Annotated in this window: 14 protein-coding genes; 9 read left to right on the top strand and 5 right to left on the bottom strand. The window is 34.3% G+C overall.

The window, feature by feature from the left end; genetic code table 11:
• Positions 1-35 precede the first annotated feature (35 nt).
• Positions 36-728, top strand: a complete 693-nt coding sequence (locus B5X51_RS03090) for an SIMPL domain-containing protein (RefSeq protein ID WP_079719405.1) — start codon at positions 36-38, stop codon at positions 726-728.
• A gap of 70 nt (positions 729-798) precedes the next feature.
• On the opposite strand, the gene B5X51_RS03085 is transcribed toward B5X51_RS03090, so the two are convergent.
• On the bottom strand, positions 799-1920 hold the full coding sequence (locus tag B5X51_RS03085; protein ID WP_079719404.1) for a TlpA disulfide reductase family protein: 1122 nt from the start codon (positions 1918-1920) through the stop codon (positions 799-801).
• 136 nt (positions 1921-2056) lie between these two features.
• Between B5X51_RS03085 and B5X51_RS03080 the strand changes: the two genes are divergently transcribed.
• Entirely contained in the window at positions 2057-4426 is a 2370-nt protein-coding gene (locus B5X51_RS03080) for a GAF domain-containing protein (RefSeq protein WP_079719403.1), read from the top strand.
• Here B5X51_RS03080 and B5X51_RS03075 read toward each other — a convergent pair.
• A complete protein-coding gene (locus B5X51_RS03075) occupies positions 4418-5602 on the bottom strand; it encodes a Pycsar system effector family protein (RefSeq protein WP_079719402.1) in 1185 nt (394 codons plus the stop codon). The genes B5X51_RS03080 and B5X51_RS03075 overlap by 9 nt on opposite strands.
• Before the next feature lie 54 nt (positions 5603-5656).
• Here B5X51_RS03075 and B5X51_RS03070 point away from each other — a divergent pair, with 54 nt between their 5' ends.
• Positions 5657-9376 carry a metallophosphoesterase gene (locus B5X51_RS03070; protein ID WP_079719401.1) on the top strand — a complete coding sequence of 1240 codons (3720 nt, stop codon included), beginning with the start codon at positions 5657-5659 and terminating at the stop codon, positions 9374-9376.
• 765 nt (positions 9377-10141) lie between these two features.
• Here the strand turns inward: B5X51_RS03070 and B5X51_RS03065 are convergent.
• The 3 genes from B5X51_RS03065 to B5X51_RS03055 all read right to left on the bottom strand — a co-directional run bounded on the left by B5X51_RS03065 (position 10142) and on the right by B5X51_RS03055 (position 11946).
• A complete protein-coding gene (locus B5X51_RS03065) occupies positions 10142-11023 on the bottom strand; it encodes a mechanosensitive ion channel family protein (RefSeq protein ID WP_079719400.1) in 882 nt (293 codons plus the stop codon).
• Positions 11024-11035: 12 nt separating this feature from the next.
• Positions 11036-11527: a Dps family protein gene (locus B5X51_RS03060; protein WP_079719399.1), complete on the bottom strand. Its 492-nt coding sequence runs from the start codon at positions 11525-11527 to the stop codon at positions 11036-11038.
• A 98-nt stretch (positions 11528-11625) separates the two neighbouring features.
• On the bottom strand, positions 11626-11946 hold the full coding sequence (locus tag B5X51_RS03055) for a phosphoribosylpyrophosphate synthetase (RefSeq protein WP_079719398.1): 321 nt from the start codon (positions 11944-11946) through the stop codon (positions 11626-11628).
• 737 nt (positions 11947-12683) lie between these two features.
• Here B5X51_RS03055 and B5X51_RS03050 point away from each other — a divergent pair.
• The 6 genes from B5X51_RS03050 (at position 12684) to cysD (ending at position 18641) form a co-directional block, all read left to right on the top strand.
• Positions 12684-13691 carry a LacI family DNA-binding transcriptional regulator gene (locus B5X51_RS03050; protein WP_079719397.1) on the top strand — a complete coding sequence of 336 codons (1008 nt, stop codon included), beginning with the start codon at positions 12684-12686 and terminating at the stop codon, positions 13689-13691.
• Between the two features lie 65 nt (positions 13692-13756).
• A complete protein-coding gene (gene rfbB / locus B5X51_RS03045; protein WP_079719396.1) occupies positions 13757-14821 on the top strand; it encodes a dTDP-glucose 4,6-dehydratase in 1065 nt (354 codons plus the stop codon).
• Between the two features lie 52 nt (positions 14822-14873).
• Positions 14874-15557 carry a hypothetical protein gene (locus B5X51_RS03040; protein ID WP_139374824.1) on the top strand — a complete coding sequence of 228 codons (684 nt, stop codon included), beginning with the start codon at positions 14874-14876 and terminating at the stop codon, positions 15555-15557.
• Complete coding sequence (rfbA, locus tag B5X51_RS03035) at positions 15554-16423, top strand: glucose-1-phosphate thymidylyltransferase RfbA (RefSeq protein ID WP_079719394.1); 870 nt, start codon at positions 15554-15556, stop codon at positions 16421-16423. The genes B5X51_RS03040 and rfbA overlap by 4 nt, the downstream gene beginning before the upstream one ends.
• Positions 16424-16744: 321 nt before the next feature.
• Positions 16745-17584 carry a 3'(2'),5'-bisphosphate nucleotidase CysQ gene (gene cysQ, locus B5X51_RS03030; protein ID WP_079719392.1) on the top strand — a complete coding sequence of 280 codons (840 nt, stop codon included), beginning with the start codon at positions 16745-16747 and terminating at the stop codon, positions 17582-17584.
• A gap of 151 nt (positions 17585-17735) precedes the next feature.
• Positions 17736-18641 carry a sulfate adenylyltransferase subunit CysD gene (cysD, locus tag B5X51_RS03025; protein ID WP_079719390.1) on the top strand — a complete coding sequence of 302 codons (906 nt, stop codon included), beginning with the start codon at positions 17736-17738 and terminating at the stop codon, positions 18639-18641.
• The last annotated feature ends 64 nt before the right edge of the window (positions 18642-18705 follow it).

Here is an 18705-nt window from a genome sequence, read left to right as displayed (position 1 = left end):
TGTATTAAAGGTTGCAACTAAAAACAATTAGCTATATGAAAAAAATAATCTTACTTTTTGCAGTAGTTGCAGGTATAGGAATGCAGGCTCAAAACAATAATAACAATCCGGGAATTCATGTTACCGGGGAGGGAATTGTAAAAGTAACCCCAGATAAGGTGACCATAAATTCCAGGATTGAACACGAAGGCCAGAGTGCCACTTCGGTAAAATCTCAAAATGATGAAGTAGTAAATAAAGTGATTAAGTTCCTGAAATCTGAAGATATATCTGAAAAAAATATTAATACAGATTATGTTAATTTAAATAAAAGGTATAATTACAATGATAAAACGTATACCTATGTAGCTAGTCAGGCTATTTCTATTACTTTAGAAGACATTAGTAAGTATGAAGCAATCATGAAAGGGCTATTGGAAAATGGCCTTAATGGAATTAACGGAATTGAATTTGAATCTTCCGATATTGATAAACATAAAGTGGCAGCGAGAAAAAAGGCTGTTTTAAATGCTAAAGAAAAGGCTAAAGCGCTAGCTGAGCCTTTAGGACAAACTGTAGGAAAGGCTTTTATGATAAGTGAGGGAAGCAGTAGTAATTATCAACCTGTTTATCGTGCCATGGAAATGAAAGCTTCTTCAGATCAGGGCGCAAAACAGGAGACTATTGCACCTGGAGAAATGGAAATTAATGTAAAAGTGAATGTAGCTTTCCAGCTTTTAATGGAATAAGACTTAATTACCTTTAAAGAAAAAAAGCGCCTTTACGGCGCTTTTTTTATGTATTAGTTGTTTTTAACAATTAGCCTTTATTAAGCAATTCTCCAATTTTTTTATCTAAATCGGCACCTCTAAGATCACGAGCTACAATGGTTCCTTCTTCATCTAGTACAAAAGCGGCTGGGATAGCTTTAATTCCGTATAACTGAGCAACCGGATCCTGCCAAAATTCCAGGTTAGAAACCTGGTGCCAGGGTAAACCATCGTCTTTAATAGCTTTAATCCAGCGGTCTTTTTGTCCCGGGCGATCTAAAGAAACACCAATTATGCTTAAACCATCGTCTTTATATTTATTATAAGTTTTAACCAGGTTTGGGTTCTCAACGCGACAAGGTTTACACCAGGCTGCCCAAAAATCTATTACAGTAACTTTTCCCATAACATCTTTTAAAGCAAGCTCATCACCTTCTGGAGTTGGAGCGGTAAAATTAGGAGCTTTACTTCCTACTGCTACTTTGTTTTCCTTTTCCAGATTTTCACCAATTTGTTTTCCTATAGCTGTATTCTTCACTTCCTCAGAAAGTCCATCGTACATTTCCTTAATTTCGTTTACAGGATAAGATTTCATTCTAAGCATATCGCTTATTACCATTATTGAAACAAAAGAATCCGGATTCTCCTGAACTATTTTTTTCTTGAAAACCTTATCATTATCTATAATTTCTTTTTCAGTTTCCTGAAGGCTTGTAAGTTTAGTGCTGTCTTTTTGTTGAAAAGCAGTTCGCATTGCGGTACGGCCTTTCATCACTTTTTCATTTACCTGTTTTAAGTGGCCTAAATACTCCTGTAATATCTTATTTTCTTTTCCTCCGGTTATTTCAGAAGCACGAAGACTATCCTTATAAATCTTGAATTTTATTTCTTCATTTTCAGAAATAAAAATTACATTTCCCTGTGTGCCTTCAAATTCAAGAAAACTTAAATTAGAAGTTTCGGGGTCTTGAAGGTCCAGTTCAAAATGTCCATCTTTAATAGCGGTAGAGTCTACACGGTTAGGACGGTTGGTTTTTTCATCAATTTCAGAAACATATACCATTTTGCCGTCTTCCATCTTAGAAGCCTCACCAGAGATTGTATAACCTTTATCTTCCTGGCAGGAAGTAAATGCAGCTGCAACAGCAAGCATCATTATTATTTTACGCATATAATTTATTTTGTTTAAGCAAAAATAAGCATCTCGCATTGCAATGCATTCGTAATCTTATAAAAAATTGTTAATTTCAACTATGTAAATTTGTAAGCCTTGAGGAATATGTAATTTTAACTGATATTACCTATTTATGACAGAACAGAAAGAAGAATTACCTTTTGAGATTCAGATTAGTTTTCATAAAGTTGTGGAACAATATAAGAGACAACTGAAGCATGAAGAAAGTGAGGTTGCTCGTAATTATATTAAAAGTATTTTAGAGCATGTAAAATCTTTCCCGGCGTTAACCCAGGGGATTAAAGATTTTAATGAACTTAAAAAATATAAAGAGCCGGTAAGGGTTTTGCTGGATGACCTTTTTCCAAGCGTACTTACCAATAATGAAATAAAGGCTGCATCTGTACCCTTTCAAAACTTTTTATTTAATAGATCTAAGCGTTTAAAAAAAATAATGGAGTCGGCTCCAAATGATTTTGAGCTAGAAATAAGAAACCTGGACAATAAAACCATTTATGTACAGGAATGCATCAACATTCTTAATGATTATTATGGGTATAATATAGATTACTCAAGGCCCTTATATTTTGATATTCCAGATGAACAGGGGATTATTAGACGATTTCGTATTGCCTTGAACGGTGATTTTATAGATATTTTTCCCAAAGAGGAAGCTAAAAAAATCACTGATGAAGATGTAGATGAATTACTACAGAATGTTGAGAATATAGATCTCTGGAAAGAGAAATTTCCGCCGCAAAGCTGGGTTTTTAAAGGTTTTACCATAGTAAACCTTACAGATGTTACAATGGACGATGCAATATCTGAACTAAAAACAGCCTTGCTTTTTGAAAAATCAACAGAACAGGACGAACTTTTAAAGCTGGAAGAAATTTTTAGGTCAATTTATAAAATCCCAGACTTAAGAGTAGGATTTACGGTATATAATCCGCAAGATGAGATGTTTGAGAAAATGGAATATAAAGAAGCTAATAGTTATATTCTTAATGATGAATTAGTGAGCGAGTGTAGGGAAGGAGTTTGCGAAGAAGGTTTTAATAATATTTTTAAAGATTATAGTTTTTTTAGTATTGCCAATGTTGAAGATTATGCCAAAAAAACTAAAAATAATATTCTTTCCAGGCGTCTTAAAGAAAGTGATGTAAAAAGCTGCATTCTGGCTCCGGTCGTAAAAAATAATCGCTTACTGGGAGTTTTAGAATTGGTGGCAAAAAAGAAAAATCAACTTAACAGTATTAATACTATAAAGTTAGATGAGATTCTACCTTATATCGCTACTGCGGTAGATAGAAACCGGAGTGATTTTGAGAATAGGGTAAAGGCCGTAATACAGAGCGAGTGTACTTCAATACATCCTAGTGTTTTGTGGGTGTTTGAGAAGGAGGCGAAGAAATATATTAAAGATTATGATGATGATGGCCTGGCTTCATTTAAAGACATTGTCTTTAAAGATATATATCCGCTTTACGGCCAAATTGATGTAGTAGCTTCTTCTGATGCCCGAAATGAAGCCATTCAAAAAGATTTGCTCCACCAATTAGAGGAAATTCAGTCTATAATTGATATGGCTTATAAATTGGAAGAACTGCCCATTTATGAGCAGGTAAAATTTAGAATTTCCGATTTTATGGAAGATCTGGATAGTAGTCTTAATGCTTCCAGCGAGCAAAAGGTTTTCAACTTATTGCAAAAGGAAGTTAATCCTATAATGAGTCATTTGCGAAATCAGTCTTCAGAATTAAAGGAGCTGGTAGAAGAGTATCAGAATAAGCTTAATCCGGAAACTGGAATAATCTATAATCATAGAAAAAATTATGATAAAACCGTACAGCAAATAAACCGTACGATGTCCCGGTTTTTAGATAGGAAACAAATTGATGCCCAAAAGATTTACCCGCATTATTTTGAACGCTATAAAACCGATGGTGTAGACCATAATATTTACATTGGTGCTTCTATGGTAAAGGAGCGTCCTTTCAACAAGGTTTATCTTTATAATTTAAGGCTTTGGCAGTTAAGTACAATGTGCGAAATGGAAAACCGTTTTTACCAGCTACAACAAACCACCCCTATTAAATTAGATGCTGCTTCTTTAATTTTAGTTTATAATTCCACCATGTCTATACGCTACCGAATGGATGAGAAAAAGTTTGACGTAGACGGTACTTATAATGCACGTTACGAGATAATTAAAAAGCGTATTGATAAATCATTTATAAAAGGAACAGAAGAGCGTGTCACTCAAAAAGGTAAAATAGCAATAGTATATAGTCAACGTGCAGACGAAAAAGAGTATTTAAGATATATTAAATATCTACAGACTAAAAATTATCTTGGTGACGAGGTAGAGTTATTAGATCTTGAAGATGTGCAAGGTGTAGTTGGGCTCAAAGCTATTAGAGTAGAAGTATTATATACGCCCAATAGCAACGAACCCGATAGAACTATTACTTATGAAAATTTAATGGAAGAATTACATTAGGTAAAACGCTCCAACAAAGGCAATTACCGAAATGATAATTCCTATCATAAATACGGTATAGGTAATTCTGAGTATTTTATATTTTCTATGTAAAACTTTACCAAGTAAATGGAGGTCTAACATCAAAGATTCATAGACATAATCTTTATCTTTTATTATTTCCTTCATTCCCCATTTAAACTGTTCAAAAGGCATTTTATGGCTATTTCCGAAGAATAAAAGGTTTACCTCCCTATTTTTAACCTGCTCTTTTGTGAATTCTCCACTGGTTACCTGTGGCCTTGTAGATAATACAGAGAGAATGATGGAAGCTACGCTAAATAAAATAAGAATTAGGGTAGGGATCAATAAATGCTTATTACTGGCAGCATCTAGTTTTGGGATCATATTGGCCAGGGCCAAAGAAATAATAATCGCGTTTACCGAAAGTAGAATATTTGCCTTAGTATCGGCAATATCACTAAGTTTTATATGGTTTCTAAGCGTTACCCTAAAAAGTGTTTGAATACTTCTTTCGGGATTATCGTTTTTATAACGCGCCTTCATACGCGCTTTAGCTTCCTCTTTCTTTAGCTTTTTTTGTTGTTTATTTTTATCCTCAATAAGTTGCAGTAGATTTTCTTCCTTTGCAGGCCCCCATTCTTCAATGGCATAATCTGTATAGAATTGATGTTCTTCAGTAAACATTCTTATGTTTTCCTGTATCCATTCGGCAGTAGTAAAATTCTTAATGTTATGAAGTTCCAATTCCTGCCTTAAAAGTTCACTGGTTTCCTCAAAATAATCTTTTGCAAAATGAGAAGAATCGGCATCTTTTATAATCTTTTCAGAAATGCTCTCTGGTGTAGCATCAAACTTTGTCGCTTCAATGTTATTTGTCACCTCTTTAATCAGTTCTGGGGTGGCATTATGCTGTTCCAGAAATTCCCTGGCTATATTAACACTTTCCTTCTCATGGCCTTTAAAAGTACGCGTATATCCGGTGTCGTGTAACCAGGCAGCAAGCAATAGAGCTTCTTCTTGTTTAACATTAATTTCAGAATTGGCAATTAATTCTTTAGTACTTTTAACCACACGTTGTGTGTGCCTATAGTTGTGGTATATATACGTATTCGGTAATTTTTCCTTAAAAAGATTTAAAACAAAATCATCTGCTTTCTCAATGAGATTATTCATATATTTTAGCTTGTTTTTGTTTAGCCAAAGTACAAAAAATGTTCAATACCCCTTATGAAAAAAACTAACATCTTTATATCACTAACAGCTTTGTTAGTGATTTTTTCTTGTGTATCCTCAGATCCGAAATATCGCGAAGGTGAACCTACTTCTAATTTTGGGTATCCTAAAAATAAAGAAATAGAGAAATCATTCTACCTGTTGGGAGATGGTGGTTATTCCCCTATGGGAGGAAGCTCTAAAGGACTTATTGCTTTTAAAAGCTATTTAGATTCGGTAAAACAATCTGATAACTATACCATTTTTCTAGGCGACAATATTTATCCCGACGGAATGCCTGAAAAAGACTCTCCAGATAGGGAAGCCGCCGAATATAAAATTGATGCCCAATTAGACGCAATTGAAGATTATGATGGCAATGTGCTTTTTATTCCAGGTAATCATGATTGGTATAGCGAGCGTATTGCAGGCTTAAAAAGGGAAGAGGAGTATCTAAAAGAAAAATTTGGTGAAGACTTGATTTGGAGTCCAAAGACAGGCTGCGGATTGGAGATTATGGACATAGGTGAGGAAATAACCTTAATTGTAATAGACTCCCAATGGTATCTTGAGGATTGGAATAATAATCCGACAATAAATGATGACTGTGCCGAAATAAAAACTCGAGAAGCCATGTTTCTTGAAGTAGAAACAGAACTAAAGAAAAGCCAGAATAAAACGGTTATTGTAGCCTTACATCACCCATTATTTACTAACGGAGTGCACGGAGGCCAATATAATTTTAACAGGCATATTTATCCTTCTCAAAAGAAAATTCCAATACCAATTTTGGGATCTTTAGCTACATTAATTAGAACCACAGGAGGTGTTTCTATACAGGATGCGCAAAATGAACGCTATAAATCTCTCGTAAAACGCCTGGAAACTTTAGGGCAGGATTCAGATCGTTTATTGTTTGTAAGCGGTCACGAACATTCATTACAGTATATTCAGCATGGTAAAATTAATCAAATTGTATCTGGATCTACCTCAAAAGCTACTTACGCAACCTTAAGCAACGACGGACTTTTTGCTTATCCCGAACAGGGGTTTGTAGTATATGATGTTTTTAAAGATGGTTCTTCATGGGCTAGTTTTTATGGCAATGAAAACAATAAACCCAAACTATTGTATCAGAAGGAAATTTTTAAGGCACCTAAAGAATTTGATGTTTCTGATTTTCCGCAGGAATTTGATAAAACAATTACAACATCAGTTTATCCGAAGGACGAAACCGATAAAGGATCAATACACAGAACTGTTTGGGGACAACGCTATCGAGAACTTTATGGCACAGATATTAGTGTGAAAATTGCAGACCTGGATACGCTTTATGGAGGCTTAACCCCAATGCGTGCAGGGGGAGGTCATCAAACTATTTCTATTAGGTTAAAAGATAGTTTAGATAGAGAATATAATATTAGAAGAATAAAAAAGAAAGCCGTTCAATTCTTGCAAACCGTAGCTTTTAAGGATACGCCTATAGAAACACAACTGGAGAATACGGTAGCTGAAGATATTATATCAGATTTCTATACTGCAGCCCATCCTTATGCATTTTTGGCCATTCCAACAATGGCAGATGCCATTGGAGTTTATCATACTAATCCAGAAATTTATTATTTACCAAAGCAACCTAAGTTAGGAAAGTACAATGAAGAGCACGGTGATGCTATTTATATGATAGAAGAAAGGCCTGAAGATCATTGGTTGGGTAAAGAGAGTTTTGGTTCACCCAATCATGATATTCAAAGTACAACAGGAATGTTTGATAGGTTGCGCCGGGATGAGAAGTATTCTTTAGATGAGCCTGCCTATGTTAAGGCCAGAATATTTGATATGCTTATTGGAGATTGGGATAGGCACCAGGATCAATGGCGTTGGGCAGAAATTGAAGATAAAGAAGGTAACCGTACCTTTAAACCAATTCCCAGGGATAGAGATCAGGTTTTTTCAAATTTTGATGGAGCATTTTTTGGAACCTTAAGAGCTTTAACCGGTTTTGCTTCACAATTTGCGGTTTATGATGATGATATTAATAATGTAGAGTGGTTTAATGTTTCAGCAACCGGCTTGGATCGTTCTTTACTTCAAAATGTAGGAAAAGAGACCTGGAAGGAACAAGCAGAATTCATTAAAGAAAACATGACCGATGCGGTGATTGAAAAAGCCTTTCAAAAACTTCCTCCCGAAACTTATGATGAAACAACCGAAGAATTAATTGAAAAAGTTAAAGCACGAAGAGATAATATTGTTGATATCGCGTTAAGATATTACGATCACTTTGCTGATCTTGCTATTATAACAGGAACAGATAAAGACGATTTTGTAGATGTTACCCGAATGAAAGGTGGTAAAACCAAAATTAAAATCAGCAGAAATAAAGACGGCGAAAGGGGCGAGGTGATAAGTGAAAAAGTTTACCATAAAGATGAAACCAAAGAAATTTGGTTATATGCGCTAGATGATGATGATAAAATTTTAGTAGATGGCGAGGGAGATAACTATATTTTTACAAGAATAATTGGAGGTCAAAATAATGATATTTATACCATAAAAAATGGAAATAAAATTAAAATATACGACCACAAAACAAAACCAAATACCATAGAAGAAGCGGGGAATGCCAAATTTAGGTTCAGGGATAATTATGAGATAAATACCTACGATAAAGATAAGAAAATCTTTAACGGAGGGGCAATTGTACCGGCCTTTGGCTTTAATCCAGACGATGGGTTTAAGCTTGGTCTTGAAATGGTTTCTACAAAAAATGCATTTAAGAGAAACCCATTTACCAGTCAGCATACTTTTGGAGGAGGTTATTATTTTGCGACCAATGGATTTGATGTATATTATGAAGGTGAGTTTGCGCTAATACTTGGTGATTATAATCTTAAAGTTGGAGCCAACTACGCCAGTCCTAATTTTGCGAGTAACTTTTTTGGCTATGGTAATGAAACTCCAAATTTTGATGAATCTCTGGATTTTGATTACAACCGGGTAAAGATTAGTCGCTTTGGAGCAAAAGCAGGTTTTGAAAACCAAACCCCATTTGGTAGTATGTTTAGGTATATGGCAAGTTTTGAAGGCAATAAAATAGATCCTACAGATGGTAGATATATAACTGAAGATTTTACTACCGATGACCCTGAATTCTTTGACAGAAAATATTTTGCCGGGCTGGATGCACTCTATCGTTATGAGAGTTATGATAATAGATTGAACCCAAGTAGGGGGATGAAATTTGAATTGAATCTTGGTGGGCAAATGAATACAGCCGAAACTTCACAGGTTTATGGTTATTTTAAGCCTTATTGGGGTTTCTACAACGCACTTACCAGAAATAGAAAACTTGTTTTAAAAACACACGTTCAGGCCCATTTAAACATGGGAGATGATTATGAATTTTACCAGGCTGCACAATTAGGTGGCGATACAGGTTTAAGAGGTTACCGTAAACAGCGTTTTACAGGGAAAAGTGCTTTTGGTTCAGGGGCAGATCTTAGATATGGATTTGACCAGTTTACCACAAGATTTCTTCCGTTACAAATTGGTGTTTTTACCGGTTACGATTTAGGTAGGGTCTGGAGCGACTTTGAAGATTCTAGCAAATGGCATGATAGCTATGGAGTAGGATTCTGGGTGAATAGCGCCGAAGCGGTTAATGGTACCTTCAGTTTATTTAAAGGAAGTGAAGGCTATAGATTCTCCTTTGGTTTTGGTTTTGAATTTTAAAACCAATAGTAAGAAAATAATTACAAAAAGCTCCCGAAAACAGTATGTTAAGGGAGCTTTTTTATGTTTTGATAGTTCTTATATTCTGCTTTAAACAGCCATATTTTAATCGGTAAGCGAGATTTGAATGTCCCGAGGCTTACTTTTGAAACCCAAAAACATTTTCCGTTTAATGCCTTTTAGGCTTACCGCGAGGTAATTTCGTCTTTCTTGCTATAGCTGCTCTTTTAAGGTTTTTAAATTAAAAAGATTAGCTTCCGTGTAATAGATCTTATAACCGAAAGAAAATACATATTCTTTTTTGGAGTAATACTTAGCGTTGGTTGTAAGAATAATCAGGAGTTTTCCTGAAAAGTTGAAAAAGGTCCGACCTTTAAACCGTCATCCTGAATTTATTTCAGGATCTAGTATGTTGATAATTAAAGAACATAATTGAAGTTGAAACCATTTTAAAAAGGCTTGCCTGCCAAAACCTCACAGGTTTTGAAAACCTGTGAGGTTTCTTTATTAATATTTTGACTACAATTTTTGCTTAGTCCCCAACAATTAGGCTTGACCCCGAAGGAATCAATGTGGGAAGCTACAGGAAATAAAAATACCAGGTTTTAATATTAGACGTGTTTGCCTCTCAGTATTCAATTCTAGTAAAGAAAATCAAAGACTTTATCTCGTTAGGTAGGTATTATTGATTTTCCTTTGAAGTTTAGCATACCTAGAGAAAAATGAACTTAAAGCTGAAGTGAATATAAGCCGTGAATATTTTAGCTATTCCGGCTTCTTCATGTTTAATGTATTGGAGAAATCTATAGTTCGAATAGGGAATGGGATATTGATACCATTTTTATCGAAAGTTTTCTTGATCTCTATAATAGCAATGTCTCGGGCGATTAGTAAATCCCTGTTTTTGGTAGCATCAGTCCAGAAGCGCACTACGAAATTGATAGAACTATCACCAAATTCGGTAAACATAAACTCTACCTGTTCATTACCACGGGAAGGAAAATGTTCAGAAATGGTTTCTATGGTCATTTCCTTAACTTTTTCCAAATCAGAAGAATAACCCACTCCGCAATTAAGCATGACCCGGGAGCGACTGGTTCTGGAGAAGTTTTTAAAAGGCTCTTCCACAATTTTAGAATTGGGAATTACCACATAATTATTGTCAGATTGTTTCACCACAATATTTCGAAGATTAATTTCAGTAACTTCTCCTGCATAAGAATTTGTTTCTATCCAATCTCCAATTTGAATTTCAGGTAAGAAACTTAAGATTATCCCCGAAAATGTATTGTTTAAAGTGCCTTGTAATGCAAGACCTATAGCCAACCCTACAACCCCGGCACCGGCAAGTACAGAAGTGAGAACCTTGTTGAGGTCTAATATACCAAGGGCAATAAAAAAACCGATAAGGATCACAATTGCTTTGCTCACCTTAACGGTTATATGTCTTATGGAATCTTGTTTAACTCTTCTTCCCAGGAGTTTATTTAATAACTGACCTGTATATTTGGCTAGAAATACAAATATTACAAATACTAGAATAGCTAGTAAAAAATTTGGCAAATTCAATATTAATGAATCTAGCCAACTTACCATTTTAGCACTAATTCCTTCCAGGGACTCTTTAAGGTTAAAATTTTCTTCCAATATTTAAAAAATTTAGCTTGTTTTAAGGGAATCTGAGGTTTTCATCTTCCATGCGTCTAGCATCCAACTGGTTTTTTCCAACTCTCTAATGTAAGCTCCAATAAGGTCTATAGTACCTTCATCTCCAGCTTTATCTGCTGTCTCTACTACGGTGCGCATTTGTTTTAACAACGTGCCGTGATCTTTAAGAAGGGTTTCAATCATTTCCTTATCGGTTAAATCGGCTTTAGATTCTTCTAAATTTGAAGCCTTTAAATAATCGGTTAGATTACTCGTTGGGGTATATCTTAGTGTAAGTATACGTTCCGCAATTTCATCTACCTTTAATTTTGCATCATCATACAATTCTTCAAACTTTTCGTGAAGGTCAAAGAAATTTTTTCCAAAAACATTCCAATGAAAGTTTCTTAGTTTTTGATAGTATAAATGATAATCGGCAAGAAGAACATTCAGGTCTTCTACGGTTTTACTGGTTTTTTCTTTATCGAGTCCTAAATAGCTCATAGTTATAATTTATGGTTTTTAATATTTGTATTCAAAAATATGATAGTTTAGTGGTTTGGCCAATAATTTCAGGCGATTTAGTAGAAGTTTAACGAAGCTTAATTTATAGGGCGGTTATCCTTCAAATCCAGTTTTTTAATCATTTCCTTAGAAACCTGACCGCTGGAAATCCCATATCCATCAACTAAAACTCCTTTATAACCTTTAGAAGTGGTTATAGCATATAGAATGGCATTATCGTCTGGATTGCTCATTCCTTCAAATCGAAGTACTTTATCAACATCAAAATCTTCAACCCCAAAGGTTTCTTCTTTAGCCCTAAGTTCTATTTCTTCGTCTAAAAGGTTGAAATCATGCTCATAACCTTCTTCTAATTTTAATTTATTTATAGCTTGAGAAAGTGTTCCGTAATCTTTCATTATAATTTATTTGATTAATTAATAATGTTAAATTACAAGGAGATGGCCTGATATGCAAATATTGAAACTTGTTTAGGATAAGTTTAACTCCTATGAAACCTACGTTTTTAAAAGGCTGAAGAAGATTTTTGTAATTTGTTTTGAATCAATTTTTCACTTATTGATCATGATCATTTTTTCTATTACTTAAATTGAAAATTCCTAATGGAAAAACTAATAAAAAGAAGAAATACCAGCCTGTTACTAAACCTAAAATAGTAATAAGTGCGGCAATGATATAGAACCAATAGGAGGATGGAATTTTCATGATCTGATAAAAAGATTTAATTCAAAATTACTAAAATGTAGACCTATAAATAGGAAACAAACCAAAATAGTAAGGAATACTAATTCAAATTTTCCGGAAATTTTAATATGTGGTTCATCTTTTTTTAATTTAAGAAAAATTTGGAGAGTCCACATCAATGCATGTATGTCAGTAGATATTCTTATTTTTATTCTAATGATTGGTAAATAAAATTACTTTCTTATGAATCTGGCGCGAATTCTTCGCGAATTTATTAGATATTTGCGAATTCTTAGTTTTAGTAAAAAATAGAAGAAGAAATAATTGATTGCTAAAAATTTTAATAAATACAGCAGGTTGGTTCAATATGTTTACGAATCATAAGTTGTATAGGAGATGATTATATAAACTGGGAGGAATTGCTCCAATATGGTTAAACTGTATAGTAAAAATGAAAAATAAAATCACCTTAAAGGAACTTGCAAAATTACTTAATGTATCGGTATCTACAGTATCTAAAGCTTTGCATGATAGTCCGGAAATTAGTCCTAAAACAGTAGAAAGAGTTAAAGAACTCGCCAAATTACATAAATACCGCCCAAACCCGGTAGCGGTCAATTTAAAGAGCAGTAAAAGTGGGACTATTGGGGTAATTATTCCGAATATAGCTAATACTTTCTTTGCTAGTGTTTTGTCTGGTATTGAAGCCAGGGCGCAAAAAGCAGGACTTCAGGTGATTACTTATATTTCGAATGAGAGTTTAGAGCGGGAGAAACAAATTACTGAAATGCTTACTTCAGGTTTTGTAGATGGGGTACTTATAGCTTTTTCAGAAGAGACGCAGCGTAAAAAAGAATTTGAGCATCTTTATAACCTGGTAGACTATGATATTCCGGTGGTATTGTACGATAGAACTAACCTTGATATTTCTGTAGATAAAATTGGTATAGATGACGAAAATAGTTTTGAAGATGCTACGCGTTTACTACAGGCACGAGGTATTAAAAAGATTGGAATTGCAACTTCCATTCATCATTTAGGTGTAGGTAAATTAAGGATTACCGGTTATAGAAATGCCTTGAAGAGTAAAAAAGATTTTTTTATTGCTAACTCTTCAAAACCAGATACTTTAAGGGAAAAAGTTAGGAAGCTTCTGGTTGAGGATAAAGTTGAAGCTATGCTCTGCTCAGATTTTTATAGTACTATGTTGGTTTATAGAATGGCTTATGAATATAAAATTAATATTCCTGAAGATCTAAAAGTGATTGGATTTATAAATAAGGAAGTAGCAAGTTATTTAACTCCCTCTATAAGTTATGTGGAGCAATTTCCAGAGGAAATTGGAGATGAAGCAGTTGAACTGCTAGTAGATCGTATAGAAAATAAATCGGCCAGAAAGCCACCAGTTAATAAGACAATACATACTAAATTGATTCATATGGAGTCTACAGGTTTTTAAGCCTGAAATTATATTTGAGAATTACTAGAAAAACTATCTTTGAAGTAAACAATATATGCCTTTAAATGAAAGATAATTCTATAGAAAAAAATGTTCTAATCACCGGTGGAGCTGGGTTTATCGGGTCTCACGTAATTCGACTTTTTGTAAATAAGTATCCGAATTATCAAATTTTCAATTTAGATGCATTAACCTATGCGGGAAATCTTGAAAATATTAAGGATATTGAAAAGGCTTCAAATTATCATTTTTTAAAGGCCGATATTACCGATGCTGAGGCCATAAAACACTTATTTCAAAAATATCAATTTGATAGTGTTATCCATCTCGCCGCAGAATCCCACGTAGATCGTTCTATTTCTAATCCTAAAATCTTTGTAGATACCAATGTTACAGGTACGCTAAATTTAATGGAGGCTACGCTGGAAATTTGGCAGGGAAATTTTAAGGATAAATTATTCTACCATATTAGTACAGACGAGGTATATGGTACACTGGAAGAAACCGGCTTGTTTACTGAAAACACTTCTTATGCTCCTAACTCACCATATTCGGCTTCAAAAGCAGCTTCAGATCATTTTGTAAGAGCTTATGGCGAAACTTATAATTTACCCTATGTAATTTCCAATTGTTCGAATAACTACGGGCCAAACCAATTTCCTGAAAAATTGATTCCGCTTTTTATCAATAATATTATTGAAAATAAGCACCTTCCGGTTTATGGAGATGGAAAATTTACTCGGGACTGGTTATACGTATTAGATCACGCCAGGGCTGTAGACCTTATTTTTCATAAAGGAAAAAATAAATCCACCTATAATGTTGGTGGATTTAACGAATGGCAGAATATTGATTTAATTAAACTATTGTGTGGCATAATGGACGAGAAATTGAATAGGAGTGAGGGCGAATCTAAATCGCTTATCACTTTTATAAAAGATCGTCCCGGCCACGATAAACGCTATGCGATAGATGCGAGCAAAATTAATAAAGAACTAGGTTGGAAACCTTCGGTAACTTTTGAGGAAGGTTTGCTGAAAACCGTAGATTGGTATTTACAGAATCCTGGTTGGATAGAGGCTGTGGTTTCCGGAAGTTATCAGGAATATTATAAGAAGCAGTATAGTTAATATGGAATGGATTGAGGTTTTAGGTATACCGGGTGCCGGAAAGAGTAGCTTGTTGAAGAATTTAAATGGTACTTATCAAACCAATAGCATTAAACAGACCTGGTATGCTGAAAACACTATTAAATATGGAATAATTAGAAATTTAAAAAAAGGTAATATAGAAGTATCAAAAAAATTACTTAAAGCTAAATTTATTTCTAATCAAAAACTGAATTATAAAGATAAATGGAAGGAGCTTATTAGACTGCATGAAGATGGGGTTAAAGCTTTGTATATTCCAAAGCCGGCCAAATATAAATTAATTCATTTTTATTCTAATTTAGTTTCCAGAACTTTGAAATATGCAGATTTAAATCTAAGTAAGCCTGTTTTTCTTGACGAAGGTATAATCCATAATAATTGTTGTAAGCTTAATGATTTAAGTGGTTTTGAAAGCTCGCAAATTTGTTTTCCTAAATTGGTTTTATATTTAGAAGCAGACGTTCTTGAGGTAGCAAATGAAATAAAAAAAAACAATAGTTTTGAATCAAGAGGTATGGCGGAATTTAATTTTTTTTCTTTGAGTGAGATAGCAACTTTTTTGAAAGAACTTGATTGCCGAAATCAAGAAAAAATAATATTTTTAAAGGAAAATAAAATTCCCGTGATCAAGCTAAACCGAAAGAACTCTCAAACAAAGATTGATTTTATTAGAATAAACCGCGAAATAAACGAGATTTTAAAAAAGGGCTTATGAAAGGAATTATTCTAGCAGGTGGTACAGGCTCACGATTGTATCCGCTTACCAAAAGCGTTTCAAAACAGTTACTGGCGGTTTATGACAAACCTATGATCTATTACCCGCTTTCTGTTTTAATGCTAGCGGGAATTAGGGAAATTCTTATTATTTCCACTCCGGAAGATCTACCGAATTTTCAAAAGTTATTAGATGATGGAAAAGATTGGGGGTTGAATTTATCCTATGCAGAACAAGCAAAACCTAATGGGCTGGCTGAAGCATTTATTATAGGTGAAAATTTTATTAATAATGATGATGTGTGTCTGGTTTTAGGAGATAATATTTTTTATGGTCAGGGCTTTAGTAGGTTGCTGGAAAACGCGGTTAAAAACTGTGAAGAATATAGGCAGGCCACTGTTTTTGGTTATTTTGTAAACCAGGCTGAACGTTATGGAGTTGTAGATTTTGATGCTAGTGGAAGTGCCCTTAGCATAGAAGAAAAACCAAAAAAGCCAAAAAGTAATTTTGCAGTCACCGGACTTTATTTCTATCCAAATTCAGTTATTGAAATCGCGAAGGAATGCAAACCAAGCGCCCGTGGTGAATTGGAGATCACCAGTATTAATCAGGAATTTTTGAACCGAAAAGAGTTAAAAGTCGAAATTATGGGGCGTGGTTATGCCTGGCTGGATACCGGTACGCCTGATTCTATGCTGGAGGCGTCTAATTTTGTACAAACCATAGAGAAAAGACAGGGTCTCAAAATAGCCTGTCCAGAAGAAATTGCTTTTCGTAAGGGATATATCACTAAAGATCAATTACTCAATCTAGCTCTTGAGCTTGAGAAGAGTGAATATGGGAAATATTTAAAGAATTTAGTGTAATCTTATTTTTTAATCTCTCCAGAGGGTTCAATTCCCCGAGGCTTGCTTCGAAATTTCAAAAAGTTTTTTTCAATTCATAGCTCGTGGGCTTGCCCCGAGCTTTTTGATTTAACTCATTTTTTTTTGGTAAACTCATAAGAATCAGAAGATTCACAATTTAATCATCCTGGGGGTTTTAATTTTTATGTTTTCCATATAGATAATCGCAGATAAATATATATTCTCCAAATCCCGATAATTAATACCCTATTAATTCGATAGACTAATAGGAAATATTATATTTGCGCAGTATCTCTATCTTATTAAAAAGAGTAAAATTGTATGAAAAGTGAAATTCAGAATAAAATTCGGCAAGATTACTTGGTAGCTATCAAGGCATCGGTAGAGGCGGGAAATGAGATATTAAGGATTTATAATGATGGGGATTTTCAGGTGGAGCTTAAAAAAGATGATTCGCCGGTAACGCTTGCAGATAAAAGAGCGAATAAAATTATTGTTGATGCTCTGGAACCTTTGGGGATTCCAATTATTAGCGAAGAAAATGAGGAAATTGATTTTTCTGAAAGAAAAAAATGGGATTCCTGCTGGATTGTAGATCCTTTAGATGGCACAATAGAATTTATAAAAAAGAGCGGAGAGTTTACAGTAAATATCGCGCTTATAGAAAATAATAAACCTGTTTTTGGAGTGATTTATATTCCAGTAAGTAGGGCGCTCTATTATGGAGATGTAAAAGAAGGAAAATCTTTTAAAATAATTGTGGATGATGAAATTAAAATAAAAGATCTATTAAAAAATGCTGAAGAAATATTTCCTGGTTTTGTTCAAAAAACTATAAATGTTGCAGGGAGTAGATCGCATATCAATTCCGAGACACTTGAATATATTGATGCGATTAAAGAACGATATGAACAGGAGGTAAAAGTTATTCCAAAGGGAAGCTCCCTTAAATTTTGTTTGATGGCAGAAGGGCTTGTGGATGTCTATCCAAGGTTAGGGCCAACTATGGAGTGGGATACAGCGGCAGGTCATGCTATTTGTAAAGCGGTTGGATTGAAGGTGGTAGATAAGAAAACTGAAAAGGAAATGGTTTACAATAGGAGAGAGTTAAAAAATAACTCTTTTATTGTTTCCAATCTTTCAGGAAATATTGATGACTAAATATTTGGTTTTTTGGTTTAAAAATCGGCTATATATGTTAGTAGATGAAATTGAAGTTTATAAGTCTGGTCTTTAGTGTAAGTAAAACAAAGAAGCTTAATTAAGCTTAGCTTGGTTAAAGCCCTTTGATGAAAAAATGAATTAAATTAAGATGAACAAGTATTATTTAAATTATTTAGACGAATTAGAATCGGAAGCGATCTATATTTTGCGTGAAGTTTGGGCGCAATTTGATAATCCGGTAATATTATTTTCGGGAGGGAAAGATTCTATTTTGGTAACCCATTTGGCAAAAAAGGCTTTTTACCCCAGTAAAATTCCTTTTGCATTGATGCATGTAGATACCGGACACAATTTTCCTGAAACTATAGCATTTCGAGATGATTTGGTTGAAAAGTTAGGCGTGAAATTGATAGTAGGTTCTGTTCAGGATGCTATAGATCAGGGACGTGTAGCCGAAGAAAGAGGGAAGAATGCGACTAGAAATGCTTTGCAAATAACAACCCTGCTTGATGCCGTAGAAGAAAATAAAATAGATTGTGCTATTGGCGGCGGAAGACGTGACGAGGAGAAGGCTAGGGCTAAAGAACGCTTTTTTAGTCACCGGGATGATTTTGGACAATGGGATCCCAAAAATCAAAGGCCGGAATTATGGAATCTTTTAAACGGAAAACATTTTGAGGGAGAGCATTTCAGGGCATTTCCTATAAGTAACTGGACCGAAATGGATGTTTGGAACTACATAAAACGAGAAAATATAAGTATCCCATCCCTTTACCTTGCTCACGAGCGGGAAGTGGTTTTTAGAAGTAATTCCTGGATTCCGTTTTCAGGACATCTTAGGCTTGAAGAAGAAGAGAAGGTAGAAAAGAAGAAAATAAGGTTTAGAACTCTAGGGGATATTACAATTACAGGGGGAATAGAATCAGAGGCAGATACACTTGAGAAAATTGTTAAGGAAGTTTCAGCAATGCGAAAAACCGAAAGAGGAGATCGGTCAGACGATAAGCGTAGTGAAACGGCTATGGAAGACAGGAAAAAGCAGGGGTATTTTTAAAGCCCCCTAACCCCCGGAGGGGGAACTTAAATTCTTTAAAAATGAAATTTGAATTAACTTAAAA

This window comes from Salegentibacter holothuriorum (assembly GCF_900168045.1).
In the GTDB taxonomy this organism is placed as follows: domain Bacteria; phylum Bacteroidota; class Bacteroidia; order Flavobacteriales; family Flavobacteriaceae; genus Salegentibacter; species Salegentibacter holothuriorum.
The sequence above is the reverse complement of the archived record's forward strand: the minus strand, read 5'-3'. Positions and strand labels throughout refer to the sequence as shown.